General features: G+C 73.3%; 11 protein-coding genes. 5 read left to right on the top strand and 6 right to left on the bottom strand.

The window, feature by feature from the left end:
• Positions 1-135: 135 nt before the first annotated feature.
• The 3 genes from AC4IJH_RS41195 to AC4IJH_RS41185 all read right to left on the bottom strand — a co-directional run bounded on the left by AC4IJH_RS41195 (position 136) and on the right by AC4IJH_RS41185 (position 4,593).
• Entirely contained in the window at positions 136-1,899 is a 1,764-nt protein-coding gene (locus tag AC4IJH_RS41195; protein ID WP_490857160.1) for an ABC-ATPase domain-containing protein, read from the bottom strand.
• A gap of 187 nt (positions 1,900-2,086) precedes the next feature.
• On the bottom strand, positions 2,087-2,977 hold the full coding sequence (locus tag AC4IJH_RS41190) for a metallophosphoesterase family protein (RefSeq protein ID WP_490857159.1): 891 nt from the start codon (positions 2,975-2,977) through the stop codon (positions 2,087-2,089).
• 230 nt (positions 2,978-3,207) lie between these two features.
• Positions 3,208-4,593 (bottom strand): amidohydrolase, encoded by a 1,386-nt coding sequence (locus AC4IJH_RS41185; RefSeq protein ID WP_490857158.1) that lies wholly within the window; start codon positions 4,591-4,593, stop codon positions 3,208-3,210.
• 161 nt (positions 4,594-4,754) lie between these two features.
• Between AC4IJH_RS41185 and AC4IJH_RS41180 the strand changes: the two genes are divergently transcribed.
• Both AC4IJH_RS41180 and AC4IJH_RS41175 read left to right on the top strand, forming a co-directional pair.
• Positions 4,755-6,179 carry a M20/M25/M40 family metallo-hydrolase gene (locus tag AC4IJH_RS41180; RefSeq protein WP_490857157.1) on the top strand — a complete coding sequence of 475 codons (1,425 nt, stop codon included), beginning with the start codon at positions 4,755-4,757 and terminating at the stop codon, positions 6,177-6,179.
• A gap of 168 nt (positions 6,180-6,347) precedes the next feature.
• On the top strand, positions 6,348-7,115 hold the full coding sequence (locus tag AC4IJH_RS41175; RefSeq protein ID WP_490857156.1) for a class I SAM-dependent methyltransferase: 768 nt from the start codon (positions 6,348-6,350) through the stop codon (positions 7,113-7,115).
• Positions 7,116-7,214: 99 nt separating this feature from the next.
• Here AC4IJH_RS41175 and AC4IJH_RS41170 read toward each other — a convergent pair whose 3' ends face one another.
• From AC4IJH_RS41170 to AC4IJH_RS41160, 3 genes are all read right to left on the bottom strand, one after another.
• Positions 7,215-8,780 (bottom strand): tryptophan halogenase family protein, encoded by a 1,566-nt coding sequence (locus AC4IJH_RS41170; protein WP_490857155.1) that lies wholly within the window; start codon positions 8,778-8,780, stop codon positions 7,215-7,217.
• 61 nt (positions 8,781-8,841) lie between these two features.
• Positions 8,842-9,384, bottom strand: coding sequence for a flavin reductase family protein (locus AC4IJH_RS41165; RefSeq protein WP_490857154.1), 543 nt, complete (start codon positions 9,382-9,384; stop codon positions 8,842-8,844).
• Positions 9,368-11,029: a tryptophan halogenase family protein gene (locus tag AC4IJH_RS41160; RefSeq protein WP_490857153.1), complete on the bottom strand. Its 1,662-nt coding sequence runs from the start codon at positions 11,027-11,029 to the stop codon at positions 9,368-9,370. Before AC4IJH_RS41160 ends, AC4IJH_RS41165 begins: the two co-directional genes overlap by 17 nt.
• Before the next feature lie 275 nt (positions 11,030-11,304).
• On the opposite strand from AC4IJH_RS41160, the gene AC4IJH_RS41155 reads away from it, so the two are divergent.
• From AC4IJH_RS41155 to AC4IJH_RS41145, 3 genes are read left to right on the top strand one after another with little or no spacing between them, the layout of a single operon-like run.
• Positions 11,305-12,795: a flavin monoamine oxidase family protein gene (locus AC4IJH_RS41155; RefSeq protein ID WP_490857152.1), complete on the top strand. Its 1,491-nt coding sequence runs from the start codon at positions 11,305-11,307 to the stop codon at positions 12,793-12,795.
• On the top strand, positions 12,792-16,028 hold the full coding sequence (locus AC4IJH_RS41150; protein ID WP_490857151.1) for a ferritin-like domain-containing protein: 3,237 nt from the start codon (positions 12,792-12,794) through the stop codon (positions 16,026-16,028). The genes AC4IJH_RS41155 and AC4IJH_RS41150 overlap by 4 nt, the downstream gene beginning before the upstream one ends.
• Entirely contained in the window at positions 16,028-17,350 is a 1,323-nt protein-coding gene (locus AC4IJH_RS41145; protein ID WP_490857150.1) for a cytochrome P450, read from the top strand. The genes AC4IJH_RS41150 and AC4IJH_RS41145 overlap by 1 nt, the downstream gene beginning before the upstream one ends.
• Positions 17,351-17,453: the final 103 nt, after the last annotated feature.

Genomic DNA, 17,453 nt, shown 5'->3' with positions numbered 1-17,453 from the left:
CCCCCCCCCCCCCCCCCCCCCCCCCCCCCCCCCCCCCCCTGCGCTGTGTGAAGCCGCGGGCCGGTGGGGGTTGGCCGCGCCCACGCGGCGAAGCCGCATATCGGTACGGCCCCGCGCCCCTTGAGTAAGGGGTGATCAGCGCAGGACGCGCAGGCCCCGCAGGCGGTTGAGGGCCGCTGCTACCTCGAAGCGGCGGGGCAGGGCGAAGTCCTCGTCGCGGACGGTGAGGAGTTCCTGGGGGCCGGACGTCAGGTCGGCGTCGAGGAGGTCCAGGGCCTGGGCCAGGGTGCGTTTGCCGTCCACGTGGCCGCGGCGCACCATCAGTTCCAGGGCCAGCCCGATGCCCGTCACCTGGCGCGCGTCGGCGATCTGCTCGACGGCCCGCAGGTCCACGTCGTGCTCGCCGAAGGTGAGGGTGTCGGTGCCGCGGGCGCGGATGTGCGCCCGGCCGCGCACGGTGGTGTCCAGGGAGGCCGGGTCGGGGGCGCGGTGCACGACGGCGGGGAAGGACTCCGCCTCAACGGTCCGGCCGGTCGGCACAGCGGCCAACTCCTTTGCCCGCGCGGTCACATCGCCGGGCCGGTACGCGTCCATCATCAGGACGCGGTCGGCGACCTCCATGTAGTCCCCGGAGCCGCCCATCACCAGCACGGTGGAGACCTCGTGGTCGCGGTGGAGCGAGCGGATGAGGTCCACCAGCGGCGTCAGCGGCTCGCGGTCCTTGGCGACCAGGGCCTGCATCCGGGCGTCGCGGATCATGAGGTTGGTGGCGGCGGTGTCCTCGTCGATGAGCAGCACCCGCGCGCCCGCTTCGACGGCCTCGCACAGGGAGGCGGCCTGTGAGGTGGAGCCGGAGGCGTTGTCGGTGCGGAAGTCGGTGGTGTCGGCGCCGCTGGGCAGGTGGTCGACGAAGGCGTGCACGTCCACCCGCTCGACCCGGCGCCCGTCCTCCGCGCGGATCTTGACGGTGTCGGGGCGGGCGACGACCAGTTCCCGCCCGTCTCCCGGGACGTGGTCCCAGATGCCGGTCTCCAGGGCGCGCAGCAGCGTCGACTTGCCGTGGAAGCCGCCGCCGACGATCAGCGTGACACCGGCCCGCACTCCCATGCCGGTCACGGTGCCCGCGTGCGGCAGGTCCACCGAGACCTTCAGGTCCTCGGGGGAGGCGAAGCGCACGACGTCCGCGCCGGTGGCGGGGCGGTCGTCCACGCCGCTGCGCCGGGGCAGTACGGCGCCGTCGGCGACGAAGGCCACCAGGCCGAGGCCGGGCAGGGCCGCGCGCAGCGCGTCGGAGTCCTCGACGGTGTCGGCGAAGGCGCGTACCTCTTCGGCGTCCAGGGCCTCGTACCGCAGGGCGCGCGCCACGATCCGGGGCAGCAGCTCGCACAGGATGTGCTCGGCGGCGCGGCCGTCGATCCGGCGCCCGTGGCCGGGCAGTTCGGCCCCCAGGCGCAGGGTCACCGAGCCGTCGTCGGCATCGATGAGGCAGGAGCTGCGCTCCAGGACCTCCTGGCCGCCGGCGTCCACCCGCAGCGCCCGGTGGTCCGCGGCCGCGGCGGCCCGCCTGGCCAGATAGCTCGCCAGCGCCCGCCGCCGTACCGGGGACTCCCACAGCTCGCGCGGGAAGCCCGCCTCCTGGGCCGGTACGCGCAGGGCGACGCGGGCCGGGGGCGCGTACGGGTCGGACTGACCGCGGATGATCTCCAGGGTGAAGCCCGGCATGGCCCAGGCGCCGGTCAGCGACTTGTAGCGGCCGTAGGAGGCGCCGTCCATCCGGCGCAGCTCCTCGGCCAGCCCCTGGCGGGTGCCGTGCGGACGCTCGGTCCTGGGCCGGGCGTGGGAACGGTCGTGGGCCCGTCCGTGGACCCGGTCGTGATTCCGGCCGTGGGGGCGTCGCACAGCGGCTGTACCTCGTATCTGGTGGTGGGGTCGCCCGGCCCCGGGGCCGGATCGGCTGTCCCGTCGACCCTACCCAGACCGGCGTCAACCGGGCGTACGGAGGCGGGAGCCCACCCGCACGGGGGCCCGGCGCCCCACGCTTCGGGACGCCGGGTCGCCGGCCGTGCGGGCGGGCCCGGGGCGCGGGTCAGGGGCGCGCCGGAGCCGGGAGGATCTGTACGGGGCGGCCCGCGACCCGGTCGCGCGGCTGCCACTCACGGGGGTAGCCGAGCGAGACCTCCTGGTGGGGCACCCCGCCGATCCACATCAGCCGGGGGATGTGCAGATGCCCGTAGACCACGCTCGCCGCGCGGAAGCGGCGGGACCAGTCGGCGGTCGCCTCACTCCCGCACCACAGGGCGAACTCCGGGTACCACAGGACGTCGGTGGGCTCGCGCACCAGCGGATAGTGGTTGACCAGGATGGTCGGCAGGTCCTCGGGGAGGGCGGCCAGGCGCTCCTCGGTGATCGCGAGCCGGGCGCGGCACCAGGCCTCGCGGCTCGGGTACGGGTCGGGGTGCAGCAGATATTCGTCGGTGCACACCACGCCCGCGCGCTCGGCCTGCTCCAGGGCGGCGGTCTTGTTGAAGGTACCGGCTGGCCGGAAGCTGTAGTCGTACAGGGTGAACAGCGGGGCGATCACGGCCGGGCCGCCCTCGCCCTCCCAGATGGGGAAGGGGTCCTCGGGACACACCACGCCCAGTCGGCGGCACAGGTCCACCAGGTACTGGTACTTGGCCTGGCCGCGCAGCTCGGGCGGGTCGTCGGGCGCGCTCCACAGCTCGTGGTTGCCCGGCACCCACACCACCTTGGCGAACCGCTCGGCGAGCAGCCGCAGGGCCCACTCGATGTCCTCGATGCGCTCGGCGATGTCGCCCGCGACCAGCAGCCAGTCGTGCTCGGACTCGGGCCACAGCCCGTCGACGATCTTTCTGTTCTCCTCGTAGCGGATGTGCAGATCACTGATGGCCACGAGCTTTCCGGGGCGCGCGGGGCTGCCGGAGGCGCGGGTCGCAGTGCCACGTATCTCGTACGTCACCGCGGCCCCCGCCCCGGCGCCGGGCGCCCGGCGAACCTGAAGTTGTCCATTGCGCAAGGCTATCTGGCGGCCGTTCGCGGATCGGGGGGCGCGGGTGCTGCGGGGGCCTGCCGCCGTCCGGTGGGCTTACGTGCCCCGAAAGGGGTGCGGGCCGCTGTGCGGCTCCGCCGCGTGGGCGCGGCCGGACCCCACCGGCCCGCGGGTTCATGAGCACACCTCCAGCGCAGCGCTCAGCCGTCGTACTCCTGGATGCGGCGCCCGTGGCCGCGGTCCACAAGTGCCGGGAGGCGGCTGCGCAGTTCGGCGGCGATGGCGGGTGCGTCCAGGGTGAGCAGGCGGCGCTCGCGCATCAGGACGCGGCCGTCGACGATGGTCGTACGGACGTCGGCGGAGCGGGCGCTGTGCACGAGGGTGGCGGCGAGGTCGTGCACGGGCTGGGTGTGCGGGCCCGTGAGGTCCACCAGGATCAGATCGGCGCGGTGGCCGGGGGCCAGCCGCCCCACCTGCCCCTCCAGGCCGATGGCCTGGGCGCTCTGGGTGGTGGCGTGATCCAGGGCCTGGCGGGCGGTCAGCCAGCGCGGGTCGCGCTCGGCGGACTTCTGGGACAGCGCGGTGAGCGTCATGTTCTCCCACACGTCCAGGGAGTTGTTCGACGCGGCGCCGTCCGTGGCCAGCCCCACCGGGATACCGGCCGAGCGCAGCAGGCGGACGGGGGTGGTGTCCCAGCCGAACTTCAGGTAGCCCTTGGGGGCGGTGGCCACGCCGATGCGCCCGGTGCCGCGCGCGAGCAGCGGCAGGTCCCGCTGGAGGATTCCGGTGCCGTGGGCGATGAGGAGGTCGACGTCCAGCAGCCCGGCACGGTGCAGCGTCTCGATGGGCGTACGGCCGTGGCGGGCGAGGCTGTTGTCGGTCTGTTCCTTGTTCTCGGCGGCGTGCAGGTGGACGGGCAGGCCGTGCGCGCGGGCGAGTTCGGCGGTGGCGGCCAGGTCGGCGTCGTCGACGGTGTAGGGCGCGTGCGGGGCCAGCGAGGTGGTGATCCGCCCGCCGGCGCTGCCCTGGCGGCGCAGCGCGAAGTCCAGGGAGCGCTCGCGGCCCTCGGGGCCCTGGAAGGAGAAGTAGGCCCAGCCGAGGTTGGCCCGCAGGCCGCTGTCCTCCACGGCGGCGGCCACCTCGTCCATCAGGAAGTAGTGGTCGGCGAAGGCGGTCACCCCCGCGCTGATCATCTCGGCGCAGGCCAGACGCGCGCCGAGGGCGACGTCGGGTGCGCTCAGATTGGTCTCGACGGGCCAGATCCGGTCGTTGAACCACTCGTCGAGGGGCAGGTCCTCGGCGTACCCGCGGAAGGCCACCATCGGTGCGTGGGTATGGCAGTTGATCAGCCCGGGCATGGCGATCTGGCCGCGCGCCTCCAGGCGTTCGGCGGCGGGCAGGGCGGCCACCGCCTCGGCGGTGGTGACCGCGTCGATGAGGCCGTCGCGGACCACGATCGCGGCGCCCGGTACGAAGCCGATGCCGTCCTCTTGGTGCACCAGGGCCGTACATCCGGTGATGACGAGGTCGGCGGCCGCGCGGCCCTCCCCGGGCTGTGGCCCGGCCCCGGTCGTGGCTTCGGACATGCTCACTCCTGCGGTGTGGGGGGTGCTGTGGGTGATCCAACAGCCCGCCCCTTCCCACCGGGCGGCCGCACCACGCGCGGGCGACGCGCTTGCCTCCCACCCCCTTGTGCATGACCATGACACGCGTCACACCACCCACGCAGCCGTGGAAGGGACTTGCCATGCCGCAACCGCCCGCCGGCCCACCCCGCAGAACCGTCCTGGCGACGGCCGCCGCCACCGCAGCGGCGGCCGGCGTTCCGCTCGCCGCCGAGTCCGCGCAGGCCGCCCCCGGCGCCCCGTCAGCCGGGCGCCCGCCCGCCACCGCGCAGGAGCCCGGCCGCGAACTGCGCGCCCTGCTCCGCAAAATCGAGCGCCGCCGCGTGGAGACGACCGTGCGCCGCCTGGCGGCCTTCGGCACCCGCCACACGCTCTCCGCCCAGGACGACCCCCGGCGCGGCGTCGGCGCCGCCCGCGACTGGCTGCACACCGAGTTCAAGCGCTGCGCCGCCGCGTCCGGCGGGCGGATGACCGTGGAGCTGCAGTCCTACGTCCAGGAGCCCGGCCCGCGCATCCCCGCCCCGACACGGATCACCAACGTCGTGGCGACCCTGCGCGGCGCCACCGACCCCGACCGCGTCTATGTCGTCTCCGGCCACTACGACTCGCGGGCGTCCGACCCCATGGACGCCGCCATCGACGCGCCCGGCGCCGACGACGACGCCTCCGGGGTCGCGGTCGTCCTGGAGCTGGCGCGGGTGATGGCCACTCAACGCCCCGCCGCCACCGTCGTGTTCGCCGCCGTCGCGGGCGAGGAGCAGGGGCTGTACGGCGCGGCCCACCTGGCGGAGCGGCTCAAGGCCGCGGGCCGGGACGTGCAGGGCATGTTCACCGACGACATCGTCGGCAGCAGCACCGCCGACGACGGCACCCGCGACCCGTACACCGTGCGCCTGTTCGCCGAGGGCGTGCCCACCGCCGAGACGCCCGAACAGGCCGAGGTGCGCCGCTCCGTGGGCGGCGAGAACGACTCCCCCTCGCGCCAACTGGCGCGCTTCGTACGGGATGTGGCCGACAACGACGCCACCGGCATGCGGGTGCGGGTCATCTACCGCCGCGACCGCTATCTGCGCGGCGGCGACCACATCCCCTTCCTCGAACGCGGCTTCCCCGCGGCCCGGTTCACCGAGCCGGCCGAGGACTACGCGCACCAGCACCAGGACGTGCGGGTGGTGGACGGCAAGCAGTACGGCGACCTGCCCGAGTTCTGCGACTTCGGGTACATCGCGCGGGTGGCGCGGGTCAACTGCGCCGCCCTGTGGACGCTTTCGCACGCCCCCGGCACCCCGGCGGGCGCCAGGATTCTCACCAGCGCGCTGACCAACTCCACCGAGCTGGTGTGGGAGCGCGGCGCCGACGCGGGCCTTGCCGGGTACGAGGTGGTGTGGCGCGAGACGACCGCGCCGGAGTGGACCCATGTGCTCGCCGTCGGCGACACAGCACGCCGCACCGTGGACCTGTCCAAGGACAATGTCTTCTTCGGGGTGCGGGCCGTGGACCGCTCGGGGCGCCGCAGCCCGGTCGCCTTCCCCGCCCCGCAGCGCTGAGCGGTGGGCGCATCCCCCGCCCGCCCGTCCGGCGGGTGGTTTCACACTGCGGGCGGGGCAGCGGTGCGCGGGCGGTACGGGCGCGTCCCGCGCGGGTGCGCAGTTGCCCGCCGCCCCGTGGTCCGGTCCATGGCGGGCAGGCGGACGCCGTCATTAGCCTCGCCGCCCATGGACACCACACACGCCGTCGGCACGCCGGGGAGCGGCAACCCCACCGGCAGTGACCCGACCCAGGACCTGCCCAAGCTCTATGACGATCTCGCGGAGGTGTTCGAGCGCTTCACCACGAGCCTGGAGTCCAACCAGTACTCCCTGCAGGAGTGGCTCGCCTCCTACCTCCCCGGCGGGGGCCGGGCGCTGGACGTGGGCTGCGGCGCCGGCCGCTACTGCACCATGCTGGCCGAGCGCTACGACGAGGTGGTCGGCGTCGACCCGGCCGGGGCCATGCTGGACATCGCCCGCGCGACCCGGGCCCGGCCCAACATCCGCTACGAACAGCGCGACATCTTCGACGTCCTGCCCGACAAGGACGGCACGTTCGACATGGTCTTCGCGTTCAGCGCGATCTTCCTGATGAAGCCGTACGACCGCATCCTGCCGCACCTGCGCCAACTGGTCGCGCCCGGAGGCCGGTTGGTGGTCTTCGACCCGGAGCGGCCGGCGATGTGGGGCGAGGAGGACTGGCAGACCACCTACGCCTTCGACATGGCCCGGCGCGCCTACAAGCTCACCGGACAGGCGCAGACCGCGCAGGCGGCGCTCGGCTGGTTCCTGCACCCGGGCTGGCGGGCCATCAGCGGCAGCAGCCAGCACATCGCGCCCAGCCGCGAGGAGTTCCACCGGGAGTACTCGGCGCACCTGCCGGGTGTCACCTTCGCCGACGACATCTACCTCGGCTTCGGCGCCGCCACCTGGCAGGCGCCGGACGGCAACTGAACGGGCGTCACACGACAGGGACGACGGGTCCCGCCCTTCCGAGGGGCGGGACCCGTCGTCCCTGTCGTGTGCGGCGCGGCCGCTCGGTGTCCGTGCATCTCAGGGCATCTGTGCATCTCGGTGCATCTGCGCGAGGTACTGGTACTGGCTGGGCATCCGCTGCACCAGATCCTCCGCCTGGCTGCGGACCTTCATGAACTCCTTGGTCGCCGCGCTGTCGTCCATCAGGGCCAGCGCGGGCGCGGGCCGCGGCGGGACCCCGCCCAGGCCGAAGAGCATCGCCAGATAGGAGTAGGCCTCGAAGCCGTGGTAGTGCGGGTAGACGGTCTCCGCCGTGGGCGTCTTGGTGCGCCAGCGCTCCAGCCGCTCGGCCAGGCCGTCGGGCAGTTCACGGGTCTTGGCGTCCCGCCAGTAGCCGTTGTCCTTGCGGGCCGCCGCGTAGTAGTGCAGCACCAGGAACTCCCGTACGCCGTCCATGCAGTGGCCCACCGCGCGGTTGTACGCGTCGCGCAGCCCGCCGTCCCAGCCCGCGTCGGGGAAGTGCTTGACCAGTTCCTCGATGGCGTGCTGGATGAAGAAGATGCCGGTCGACTCCAGCGGCTCCACGAAGCCGCTGGACAGGCCGACGGCCACGCAGTTGTTCACCCAGGAGTTGCGGCTGCGGCCGATGCGCATCCGGATGTGGTTGGCCTCCAGGTCCGCCGCCTCGGGCCCGACGAAGCCGCGCAGCGTGCGCTCGGCCTGTTCGGGGCTGCAGTAGTCGCTCGCGTACACGTACCCGGTACCGATCCGGCCGTACAGCGGGATGGTCCAGATCCACCCGGCGTCCATGGCGCTGGCGGTGGTGCACGGCCGCAGTCCCCTGGTCTGCATGTCCACCGGCACCCGCAGGGCCACCGCGCTGTCGTTGGGCAGGGACTTCTGGTACGAGACGAAGGGCTCGCCCAGCGCCTTGTTCAGCAGCAGCCCCTTGAAGCCGGTGCAGTCGATGAACAAGTCGCCCTGGATGGTGCCGTGTTCACGGGTGGTCAGATGGCTGATCCAGCCGCGCTCGTCCAGGGCCACGTCCACCACGTCGTCCTGGATGTGGTGCGCGCCGCGCGCGGTGGCGTACTCGGTGAGGAACGTGGCCAGCAGGCCGGCGTCGAAGTGGTAGGCGTAGGGGAACTGGGTGCCCTGTTCGGCCAGGGTGGTGCGGAAGGGAGTCTGCTCCCCTTCCTCGGAGAAGGACTGCTCGAAGAGGGTGCCGTCCAGGTGCCGCGGGGAGCGCTCGGCCTCGACCATGGAGGAGATCAGGAAGCAGTCCCGGTCGAAGTGGTCGCTGGGCCGCTGCCACAGCCACCAGTCGGTCAGCGGGAAGCCGTCCACGACCCGCAGGCGCTCGAAGGGGTGGTAGAAGTGGTGGCCCGGGCGGCGCCAGTTCTCGAACCGGATCCCCAGCTTGTACGTGGCGTTGCAGTGCGGCATCCACTCCGGCTCCCGCAGCCCGAGGTAGTCGAAGAAGTGCCGTACGGTGCTGAAGGTCGCCTCGCCGACCCCGATGGTGTCGATCTGCTTCGACTCCACGACCGTGACGTCCAGGCGCCCCTGGAAGGCGGCCTTGAGGTACGAGGCGCTCATCCAGCCGGCGGTGCCCCCGCCGACGATCACGACTTTCCTGAGCATGGTTGACTCACCTTTCTGAACTGACGGTGTTGCCGGTGGTGTTGACCCCGTAGCGGGCCGCTCACCGGTAGGGCGCGAACGCCGCGAACTGCCGCATCCCGTACAGCAGCGGGTTGTCGGCGGACATCTCGGCGTCGGCCACCTGCCCCACCACGACGGTGTGGCTGCCGACGTCGGACAAGCCCGCGACCCGGCACCCGGCCACGGCGAAGGCGTCGCGGCTCAGCCAGGGCACCCGGGCGGGCCCGTAAGGGACCCAGGGCGTCTGGGCGAAGCGGTCCTCGACGGGCGAGGAGAAGATCTCGGCGGTCCTGCGCGCCCGCGCGTGCAGCAGGTTGACCGCGAACCAGCCGCGCGAGCGGATGGCGTCCAGGGTGGTGCTGGTGGTCTTCAGACACACCAGCAGGGTGGGCGGGGTCAGGGTGACGCTGCACAGGGAGGAGCAGGTGGCGCCGCGCGGGCGGGACCGGTCGTCCAGGCCGGTGACCACGGCGACGCCGGTCGGGAAGGCGCTCATCAGCGAGCGGTAGTCGTCCACCGCGATGTGCCGCGGCTCCTCGCACAGCGCCTGGCTCGTGGCGCGGGCGTCAATGGCGTGTTTCACGGTACGGCTCCTCCTCGGGCCCCTCGCCGCCGCCCCCTCCGGCGCGGAAGCGGTCCAGAAATGCGCGGTGCGAGGGCAGCGAGGCGAGCAGGTGGCGCCGCTCCTCCTTGACCTTGGTCAGCAGCGTGGCGGCGCGGGCGACGGAGTCGGCGCGGTGCGCGAGCGCGGGCAGCGGGTGGTCGGGAAGGTGACCGAGGCCGCACAGGACCGCGTAGTAACTGCCGTTGGTCCACAGGTTGGTGAACTCCCGCCGGGGGTCGGCGTAATAGGCGTGCTCGTCGACGACCGGCGCGTCCACCGGCTGGCCCGCCTTGAACAGGGCGATGCGCTCGCGCAGCCGGTCACTGGGCGGCAGCTCGCGGGCCGCGCGCCAAAAGGGGGTGTCGGTGCGCGGGGAGTGGGTGAAGTGCGCCTGCACGAAGTCCCGGGTGTCGTCGTACATCGTGGCGATGTCGCGGTTGAAGCGCTCGCTGAGCACGGGGTCGAAGCGCTTGTCCGGGAAGTGGGTGACCAGCCGGTGCAGGGCGGCGGTGATGAAGTGCAGCCCGGACGGCTCCAGCGGCTCCAGGAAGCAGGACGAGCGGCCGATGGCCACGCAATTTCTGACCCAGGAGCGGTGGTTGCGGCCCACCCGGAAGCGCACGTGGCCCAGCGCGGTGCGCTGCGGGTCCGCTCCCCACAGGCGGCACAGGTCCTCGGCGGCCCGCTGCGGGTCGGTGTGCCGGCTGGAGTAGACGTATCCGGTGCCGAAGCGCTCGCTCAGCGGGATGTGCCACGCCCAGCCGCCGGGCATCGCCAACGCGGTGGTGTACGGCGGGACTTCGGCGGCCGGGTCGGGATAGGGCAGCGAGGCGGCGACCGCGGCGTCGCACGGCAGCAGGTCGCTCATGTCCCAGAAGGGCTCCTCCAGCACCCCGTTGATGAGCTGCCCCTGGTTCCCGGTGCAGTCCACGAACAGATCGCCGTGCACCGTCCGGCCGCCCTTGGTGCTCAGCGCGGCCAGAAAGCCGTCCGCGTCGCGGTGCACCTGCAGGAGGGTGTCCGTCACCTGGGCGACGCCCTGCTTGGTGGTGGCGTGGTGGCGCAGGAAGGCGGCCATGGAGGGCTCGTCGATGTGCCAGGCGTAGTACATGAAGGGCCGTCCGGTGCTGCGCCGCGGCGAGCGGCGGGCCTCCATGAGGTGCGGTTCGCGAAAGCAGGCGTGGTCGAAGCGCTCGCGGTTCAGGCCGTGGTAGTGGTCGCGGAACCAGTAGTGCGACAGCGGTACGCCGTCCATCTCGGGCAGCAGTCCGAAGGGGTGGTAGAAGCGGTCCGTGCCGTCCTGACCCGGGCGCTCCTGGGCGCTTGCGGGGCCCTGCGTACGCCAGTTGACGAACTTGGTGCCCATGGAGAAGGTCGCCTCGCAGGCCGGCATCCACTCCGGTTCGCCGATGCCGAGCACATCGAAGAAGGCCTTCTGCAAACTCGGCAGCGTCGTCTTGCCGACGCCCGGCTGCCGCGCCGCCGGCGGCTCGACGACCGTGATGCAGACCGTGTGCCGCAGTGCCTGGGCCAGGTAGGCGGCCGACATCCAGCCGGCGGTGCCGCCACCGAGAATGACGATGTTCCGGATGCGATGGTCGTCCCTGTCGGGCTCGTGCCTCATATCAGGACCGTTTCCTTTGCGATCGTGGAAGCGCAACGTCGATCGTTGAAGCGCAGCGCGGGCACAGCGGCTCGATGGTAGGCGCGGGCCGGGCCCCGGCCACCGATCGCCGGGGCGGCGCCAATCAAACCCGCGTATCCGCGGGAGGTCCGGCCCCCAGGGCACCTCCTGACCGGCGCCGCGGCCCGCCGAACTCCTCGTACCGGGCGCGGGGCAGGGGATGTGGGGCGGTGTGCGGCCCGGCAGTGTCTTCTCCCGTGCAGAGGTCGACTGATGTGGCGTCAGGCACCGTCGTGGTGCTCGGAGCGGGAATGGCGGGGCTGGTGGCCGCCTACGAACTGGAGCGGCGCGGGCATCGCGTCGTGGTCCTGGAAGGGAGCGGGCGCATCGGCGGACGGATACGCACCCACCGCTTCGGCGGGCCGGCCGGCCCCGTCGCCGAGCTGGGCGCGATGCGCATCCCGGCCCGGCACACCCTGGCACTGCGCTACGTGGACGAGCTGGGGCTGGCCGACCGGCTGCGGCCCTTTCGTACGATCCTGAGCGACGAGAACAACTACCTGCCCACCGGGCGCGGGTTCCTGCGGGTGCGCGAGGCCTCCGGCGCGCTCCTGGAGGACGTGCGCAAGGACGTCCCCGCCGCCCGGCACCGGCGCGCCACCTGGGTGTTCGGGGCGTGGCTGGCAGCCCTGGTGCGGGCGATCGGCCCGGTGGACGTACGGGAGGCGCTGCGCGGTGAACTGCCGGGGCTGCTGCGCGCCGCCGACCGGCTGGATCTGACACCCCAGCTGTACGGGGCCGGCCTGGAGCGCATCGATGTGGCGGCCGTCTTCCGCACCCACCCCCTGCTGCGGGCGGAGTGCGGCCCGGGCCTGGACGGCTTCCTGGACGACGTCCTGGTGGAGACGGGTACGGACCTGCTGTATCTGGCGGGCGGCATGGGCCAGTTGACCGAGCGGCTGACCACTGTGATCCGCGGTCCGGTGCTGCGCGGCCACGAGGCAACGGCACTGACGGTGCATCAGGACGAGGTGGTGGTCTCGGTCCGTACGGCCGGGGAGCGCATCCGGCTGCTGCGCCCGGCCGCCGCGCTGTGCACCCTGCCCTTCTCGGTGCTGCGCACCCTGCGGCTGACCGGCTTCGACGAGGACAAGCTGGAGGTCATCGGCGGGCTGCAGTACGGGGCGGCGGTCAAGGTCGCGCTGCACTGCCGCGAGGCGTTCTGGACGGCCGAGGGGATCGGCGGCGGCGCCTCGGCGACCGGCGGCCGCATCCGGCAGTCGTACTACCCGCCCGCCGGAAACGACCCGGCGCTCGGCGCCGCCCTGCTGGGCAGCTATGCGATCGCCGATGACGCGCACGCCCTCAGCCGGCTCGCGCCGCCCGCCCGGCACGCGGCCGTCATCGGTGAACTGAGCGCGCTGCACCCGCAGTTGCTGCGGGAGGGCATGGTGCTCTCGGCCACCAGCGCGGCCTGGGGCGAGAACCGGTGGAGCCGTGGCTGCGCCGCCCGGCGGTGGGCGCTGGGGCCCGCGGCGCGCGCGGACGGGGTGCGGCGCGCGATCCGGCCGCAGGGGCGGCTGTTCTTCGCGGGCGAGCACTGCTCGTCCACCCCGGCCTGGATCAACGGCGCCGTCGAGTCGGCACTGGAGGCGGTGGCCGCGATCGACGGCCTGGGCCTGGTCCGCCGCCCCCGGGTGCGCGGCGGATCAGGGCGGCCCGGCCCGCACAGCGTTCCCGTACAGGACAGCGGAGGAATCCAGTGAGCGTCTTCGATGTGCCACGGCTGCACTTCGCCGGGCGGGCGGTCACCCGGCTGCCGACCGGGCCGCGCGCGGGGCTGGTGGACCTGGCCCGCAACCAGGCGGTGCTGGACGGCAGGCCCTTCCCGGTGGAGCGCCCGCCGCACGAGTACCACGAGAAGCTGGCACAACTGGGGCTCCAGGGCTGGAACTTCGGCGGTAACGGGCACTTCTGGACCGATGCCGAGGTGGTCGGCTGGGAGCAGCAGCCGGGCGTGGTGCGCACCCAGGACGCGGTGATCGGACGCAAGGTCGACATGTGGGGCCACTACAACGACTACCTGGGCTCCACGTTCAACCGCGCCCGGGTCTTCGACGTCGACCCCGCCTCCCGCTGGACGACCACCCTGATGGTCGGCCGGTTCTGCTTCGGCAGGCTGGGCCGCTCGCACGACAACGGCTATATGGCGGTCGGCGATGTGCACGGCTGCCAGCCGCCCCGCTGGCAGACCGAGCGCCACATCCTCGATACCGGGGAGCGCCCGCTGGAGCGGGAGTTCCGGCGCGCGGCGGTCCATCAGTTCGTGGTGGAGGACGGGCACGGGCTGCAGTGGCTCGCGGGGGCCGCCGACTCCGCGGCGGTCAGCGCGCTGCGCCGCCGCGTCACCGACGACGACTCGGTGGGCGGGCTGGTCGTACGGTTCGCGCTGACCAACATGGCCACCCCGACGGCGCCCGACACCCCCGACTGGTGGGATCTGCGCGGCACCATCGCCCCGTGGCTCCCCGGAGAAGTGCGCAGCGCTCCCGCGGGCCGGCTGCTCACCGCCCGGCGGGCCACCCCCGAGGCGCCCTCCCCGCTGAACGCCATGAGTGTGCGGATCACACCCGAGCACACCACCGCCGACCTGGTCGTGGCCCTCCCCGTCGAGAGCCGCAGCCCGCAGCCGGGGCCCGGGCCCACCCACCGGCTCGGCCCGCCGCTGGACGTCGGCGACCTCGAACTGCGCACCCGCGCCACCGGCCGCCCGGTGGCCCGTATCCCCCGCGAGGCCTACCGGTCGGCGGGCCACCACCGCACCGGCGGCATCCTCACCGTCCCCACCCACCCCGGGTGGGCCGAGGAGCCCGACGAGGCGCTGTGCCTGGTGGGGCGGCCGGGCGGCGGGCCGCCCGCGGTGCTGCTGACCGAGGAGGAGACAGTCGTGCAGGCCGACGAGGCGAGCCTGTTCCTGGAGCACCCGCACCGCGCGGCGGGCGAGGACCACGCCGTACGGGTGCCGGTGCGCTCCTTCGTACGCGGCAGGCCCGCCGCCGTCCAGGGCATCCGGGTACGGCAGTTCTTCAACCCGCGCGCGCTGCCGCTGGACCCGCGTGCCGGTGCCGAGGGGGCCCGCAGCGACGACCTCGCGATCGTCGAGGTCACCGGCGACGACGGCGCGGACTACGCCACCGGCTGCACCCTGGACACCGACCGCCACGGGCACGGCGCGCTGACCGTGCGCGGCGCCGAGCCCGGCGCCACCCGCGTCCTGCTGCTGCCGCCCGGCGTGCAGCCGCCCTGCGATCCGGCCGCCCCCGGCTCGGCCGCCGAGGCGCACGGCGAGCGGGCCGCCCAGTGGTCGGCGCTGGGCGAGCTGTCGGTACGCGTACTGCCCGACGACTGGCACCTGGACGCGATCCCGCAGCAGGAGGTCACCTTCGACCTGCTCTACCGCGAGGTGTTCGCCTACTACGAGCTGCTGTACTCCTTCATGAAGGACGAGGTCTTCAGCCTGGCCGACGAGTGCAAGGTGGCCACCTACGCGCGGGTGATCTGGCTGATGTGCGACCCCGCCAACAAGGACCGCACCTTCTACATGCCGCCCACCCGTGACATGTCGGGCCCCAAGTCGCGCCTGCTGCTGAAATATCTGCGCGCGGACGAGGCGAGCCGCAGGACGCCGCCGCGCCTGGTGCCCCGCAAGCCGCGGGAAGGCATGATCACCACCCGGGAGCGGCTCTACTACGCGCTGCGCGAGGCCGCGACCCTGGAGCTGGCGGTCATGCAGCAGTATCTGTACGCGGCCTGGTCGATCCCGCTGTACGAGGCGGGCCGGGAGTACGTGAGCCGCGGCGAGTGGACGCCCGAACAGCTCCGGCTGGCCTGCGGGGACGGCGCTCAGACGCTGGCCAACGGGATCCGGGGCACACTGCTGTCGGTGGCCCGCGAGGAGATGATCCACTTCCTGGTCATCAACAACGTCATCATGGCCATGGGCCAGCCCTTTCACTTCCCCGCCGTCGACTACGGCGACATCAACAGCCGGCTGCTGGTCCCGATGGACCTGTGCCTGGAGGGGTTCGGGCTGGGCAGCGTGCAGCGGTTCATCGCCGTCGAGCAGCCGCACGCGCTCGGCGGGGAGTTCGCGCCGGGCCCGCCCGACGCGGTGCGGCCCCGGCGCGGCCCGCTCTTCCCGTACGACTCGCTGAGCGACCTGTACGCGGCGATCAAGGACGGGATCCGGCGGGTGCCGGACGCGTTCCTGGTGGAGCCGGGGAGCGGGGGCGGCGAACACCACTTGTTCATGCGCGAGTCGGTCAACTCCGTGCACCCGGACTACCAGCTGGAGGTCGACGACGTGAACAGCGCGCTGTTCGCGATCGACTTCGTCACCGAGCACGGCGAGGGGGGTGCCCTCGCATCGGTGAGCCCGCCCGAGGACTCGCACTTCGCGACGTTCGTGAAGATCTCGGATGTGCTGATGCGGCATCATGTCCGGTCCTGCGGCGGCGAGTCGGGGCCGCGGGTGCCGTGGACCCCCGCCTATCCGGTGCTGCGCAACCCCACCCTCGCCGACGGCGATCCGGCCCGCGATCCGGTGACCGCCACCGAGGCGCGCTCGGCGATGGAGCTGTTCAACCACTCCTACTTCCTGATGCGGCAGCTGATGGTCCAGCACTTCGGGGCCGGGCCCGCCGCGAGCCTGCGCCGGTCGAAGCTGATGAACGCGGCGATCGACGTCATGACGGGCATGATGCGGCCAATCGCCGAGCACATCGTCACCCTGCCCTCCGGGCGCCCCGGGCGCACCGCCGGGCCCTCCTTCGAGCTGGCCGCCACCCCCGACTTCATCCCGCGGCCCGACGCCGCGCTGCGATCGATGGGGCTGCGCTTCGCGCGGCTGGCCGCCGCGGCCGGGAAACAGCCCGGCCTGCCGCCGCGGGTCGCCGAACTCATGCGGTTCTACGCCGACCACTGCCGAGACGGATTGTGATGACTCAGGACTTCCTCACCCAGCTGCGCGCGAACATCTCCCACCCCTACCCCCTCTACCGCCGCTACCGCGACCACGACCCGGTCCACCGGGTGCCGCACGCGCGCGAGGAGAACCAGCAGGAGTGGTTCGTCTTCCGCTACGACCAGGTGGCCGAGGTGCTGGCGGGGCGCGACTTCGGCCGCCGGGCCGCGGTGGGGTACCGCGGTACGGGGCCCGCGCCGGACCTGGTGCCGCCCTCGTACCGGGAGCTGTCGCGCACCGTGGAGAACTGGCTGGTGTTCATGGACCCGCCGCGGCACACCCGGCTGCGCTCGCTGATCGCGGACCGCTTCGCCGCCCGGCTGCGCAGCGGCGAGCTGCGCGCGTCGGTGGACCGCATCACCGCCCAGCTGACCCGGCGGATCGCCGGGCGGCCGTCCGTGGAGCTGGTCGGCGAGTTCGCCACGCCGCTGCCGATGCTGGTGATCCTCGATGTGCTGGGCGTCCCCGCCGACAGCCGGGACATGCTGCGCGCCTGCGCGCTGGCCATCCGCGAGGGCAACAGCTTCCGGGGCGGGCCGCGGGCGCCGCGGCTGGCGAGGGCGGATGTCGCGGCGGGGCGGCTGGACTCCTACTTCCGCGCCGAGGTACGCGCCCGGCGGCAGGGCGGCAGGCGCGACCTGATCGCGGAGCTGCTGGCGGCGGAGCTGGAGGGCGAGCGCCTGGACGAAGACACGGTCGTCGGCACCTGCGTCCATCTGCTGACCTCGGGGCACGAGGCCACCACCAGCCTGGTGTGCAAGTCGGCACTGGCCCTGCTCGACCACCCCGAGGTGCTCCAACTGCTGCGGGACCGACGCGAGTTGATACCGGACGCGGTCGACGAGCTGATCCGCTACGACTCGCCCGTACAGATGGTGACGCGCTGGGCGTACGAGGATGTGCGCATCGGCGGCCGGGACATCGCACGCGGCGACAAGGTGAGCCTGGTGCTGGGCTCGGCGAACCGGGACCCGCGGCGCTTCACCGAGCCGGACGCGATACGGCTGGACCGCGACGGGCAGCGGCACTGCGGCTTCAGCATGGGCGTCCACTACTGCCTGGGTTCGGGCCTGGCCCGGATGGAGGCGGCCTCCGCGATCGGCGCACTGCTGGAGGTCCTGCCCGAGCTCGAACTCGACGGGACCGACGGCAGGGGCGGCGCGGGAGACGCGGCCAACTCCGAGAGCGAGCATGGCCGTTCACACACGGCCGCCGGCGAAACGGACCGGGCAGCTGTCCGTTTCGCCGACGACGTCATCTTCCACGGCCCCGAGCGCCTGCTGCTGCGGCGCCCGTAGGGAGGGGCCGGGGAAGCCCGGGAAGAGGGGCGGGGGGGGGGGGGGGGGGGGGGGGGGGGGGGGGGGGGGGGGGGGGGGGGGGGGGGGGGGGGGGGGGGGGGGG

This window comes from Streptomyces sp. UF-297 (assembly GCF_058245575.1).
This window is presented reverse-complemented; position numbering and strand designations above follow the sequence as displayed.

Excerpts from the sequence above, each read along its gene's own strand:
- AC4IJH_RS41185 (WP_490857158.1), bottom strand. The coding sequence starts at position 4,593 with ATGTCCGAAGCCACGACCGGGGCCGGGCCACAGCCCGGGGAGGGCCGC.
- AC4IJH_RS41180 (WP_490857157.1), top strand. The coding sequence starts at position 4,755 with ATGCCGCAACCGCCCGCCGGCCCACCCCGCAGAACCGTCCTGGCGACG.
- AC4IJH_RS41175 (WP_490857156.1), top strand. The coding sequence starts at position 6,348 with ATGGACACCACACACGCCGTCGGCACGCCGGGGAGCGGCAACCCCACC.
- AC4IJH_RS41170 (WP_490857155.1), bottom strand. The coding sequence starts at position 8,780 with ATGCTCAGGAAAGTCGTGATCGTCGGCGGGGGCACCGCCGGCTGGATG.
- AC4IJH_RS41160 (WP_490857153.1), bottom strand. The coding sequence starts at position 11,029 with ATGAGGCACGAGCCCGACAGGGACGACCATCGCATCCGGAACATCGTC.
- AC4IJH_RS41145 (WP_490857150.1), top strand. The coding sequence starts at position 16,028 with ATGACTCAGGACTTCCTCACCCAGCTGCGCGCGAACATCTCCCACCCC.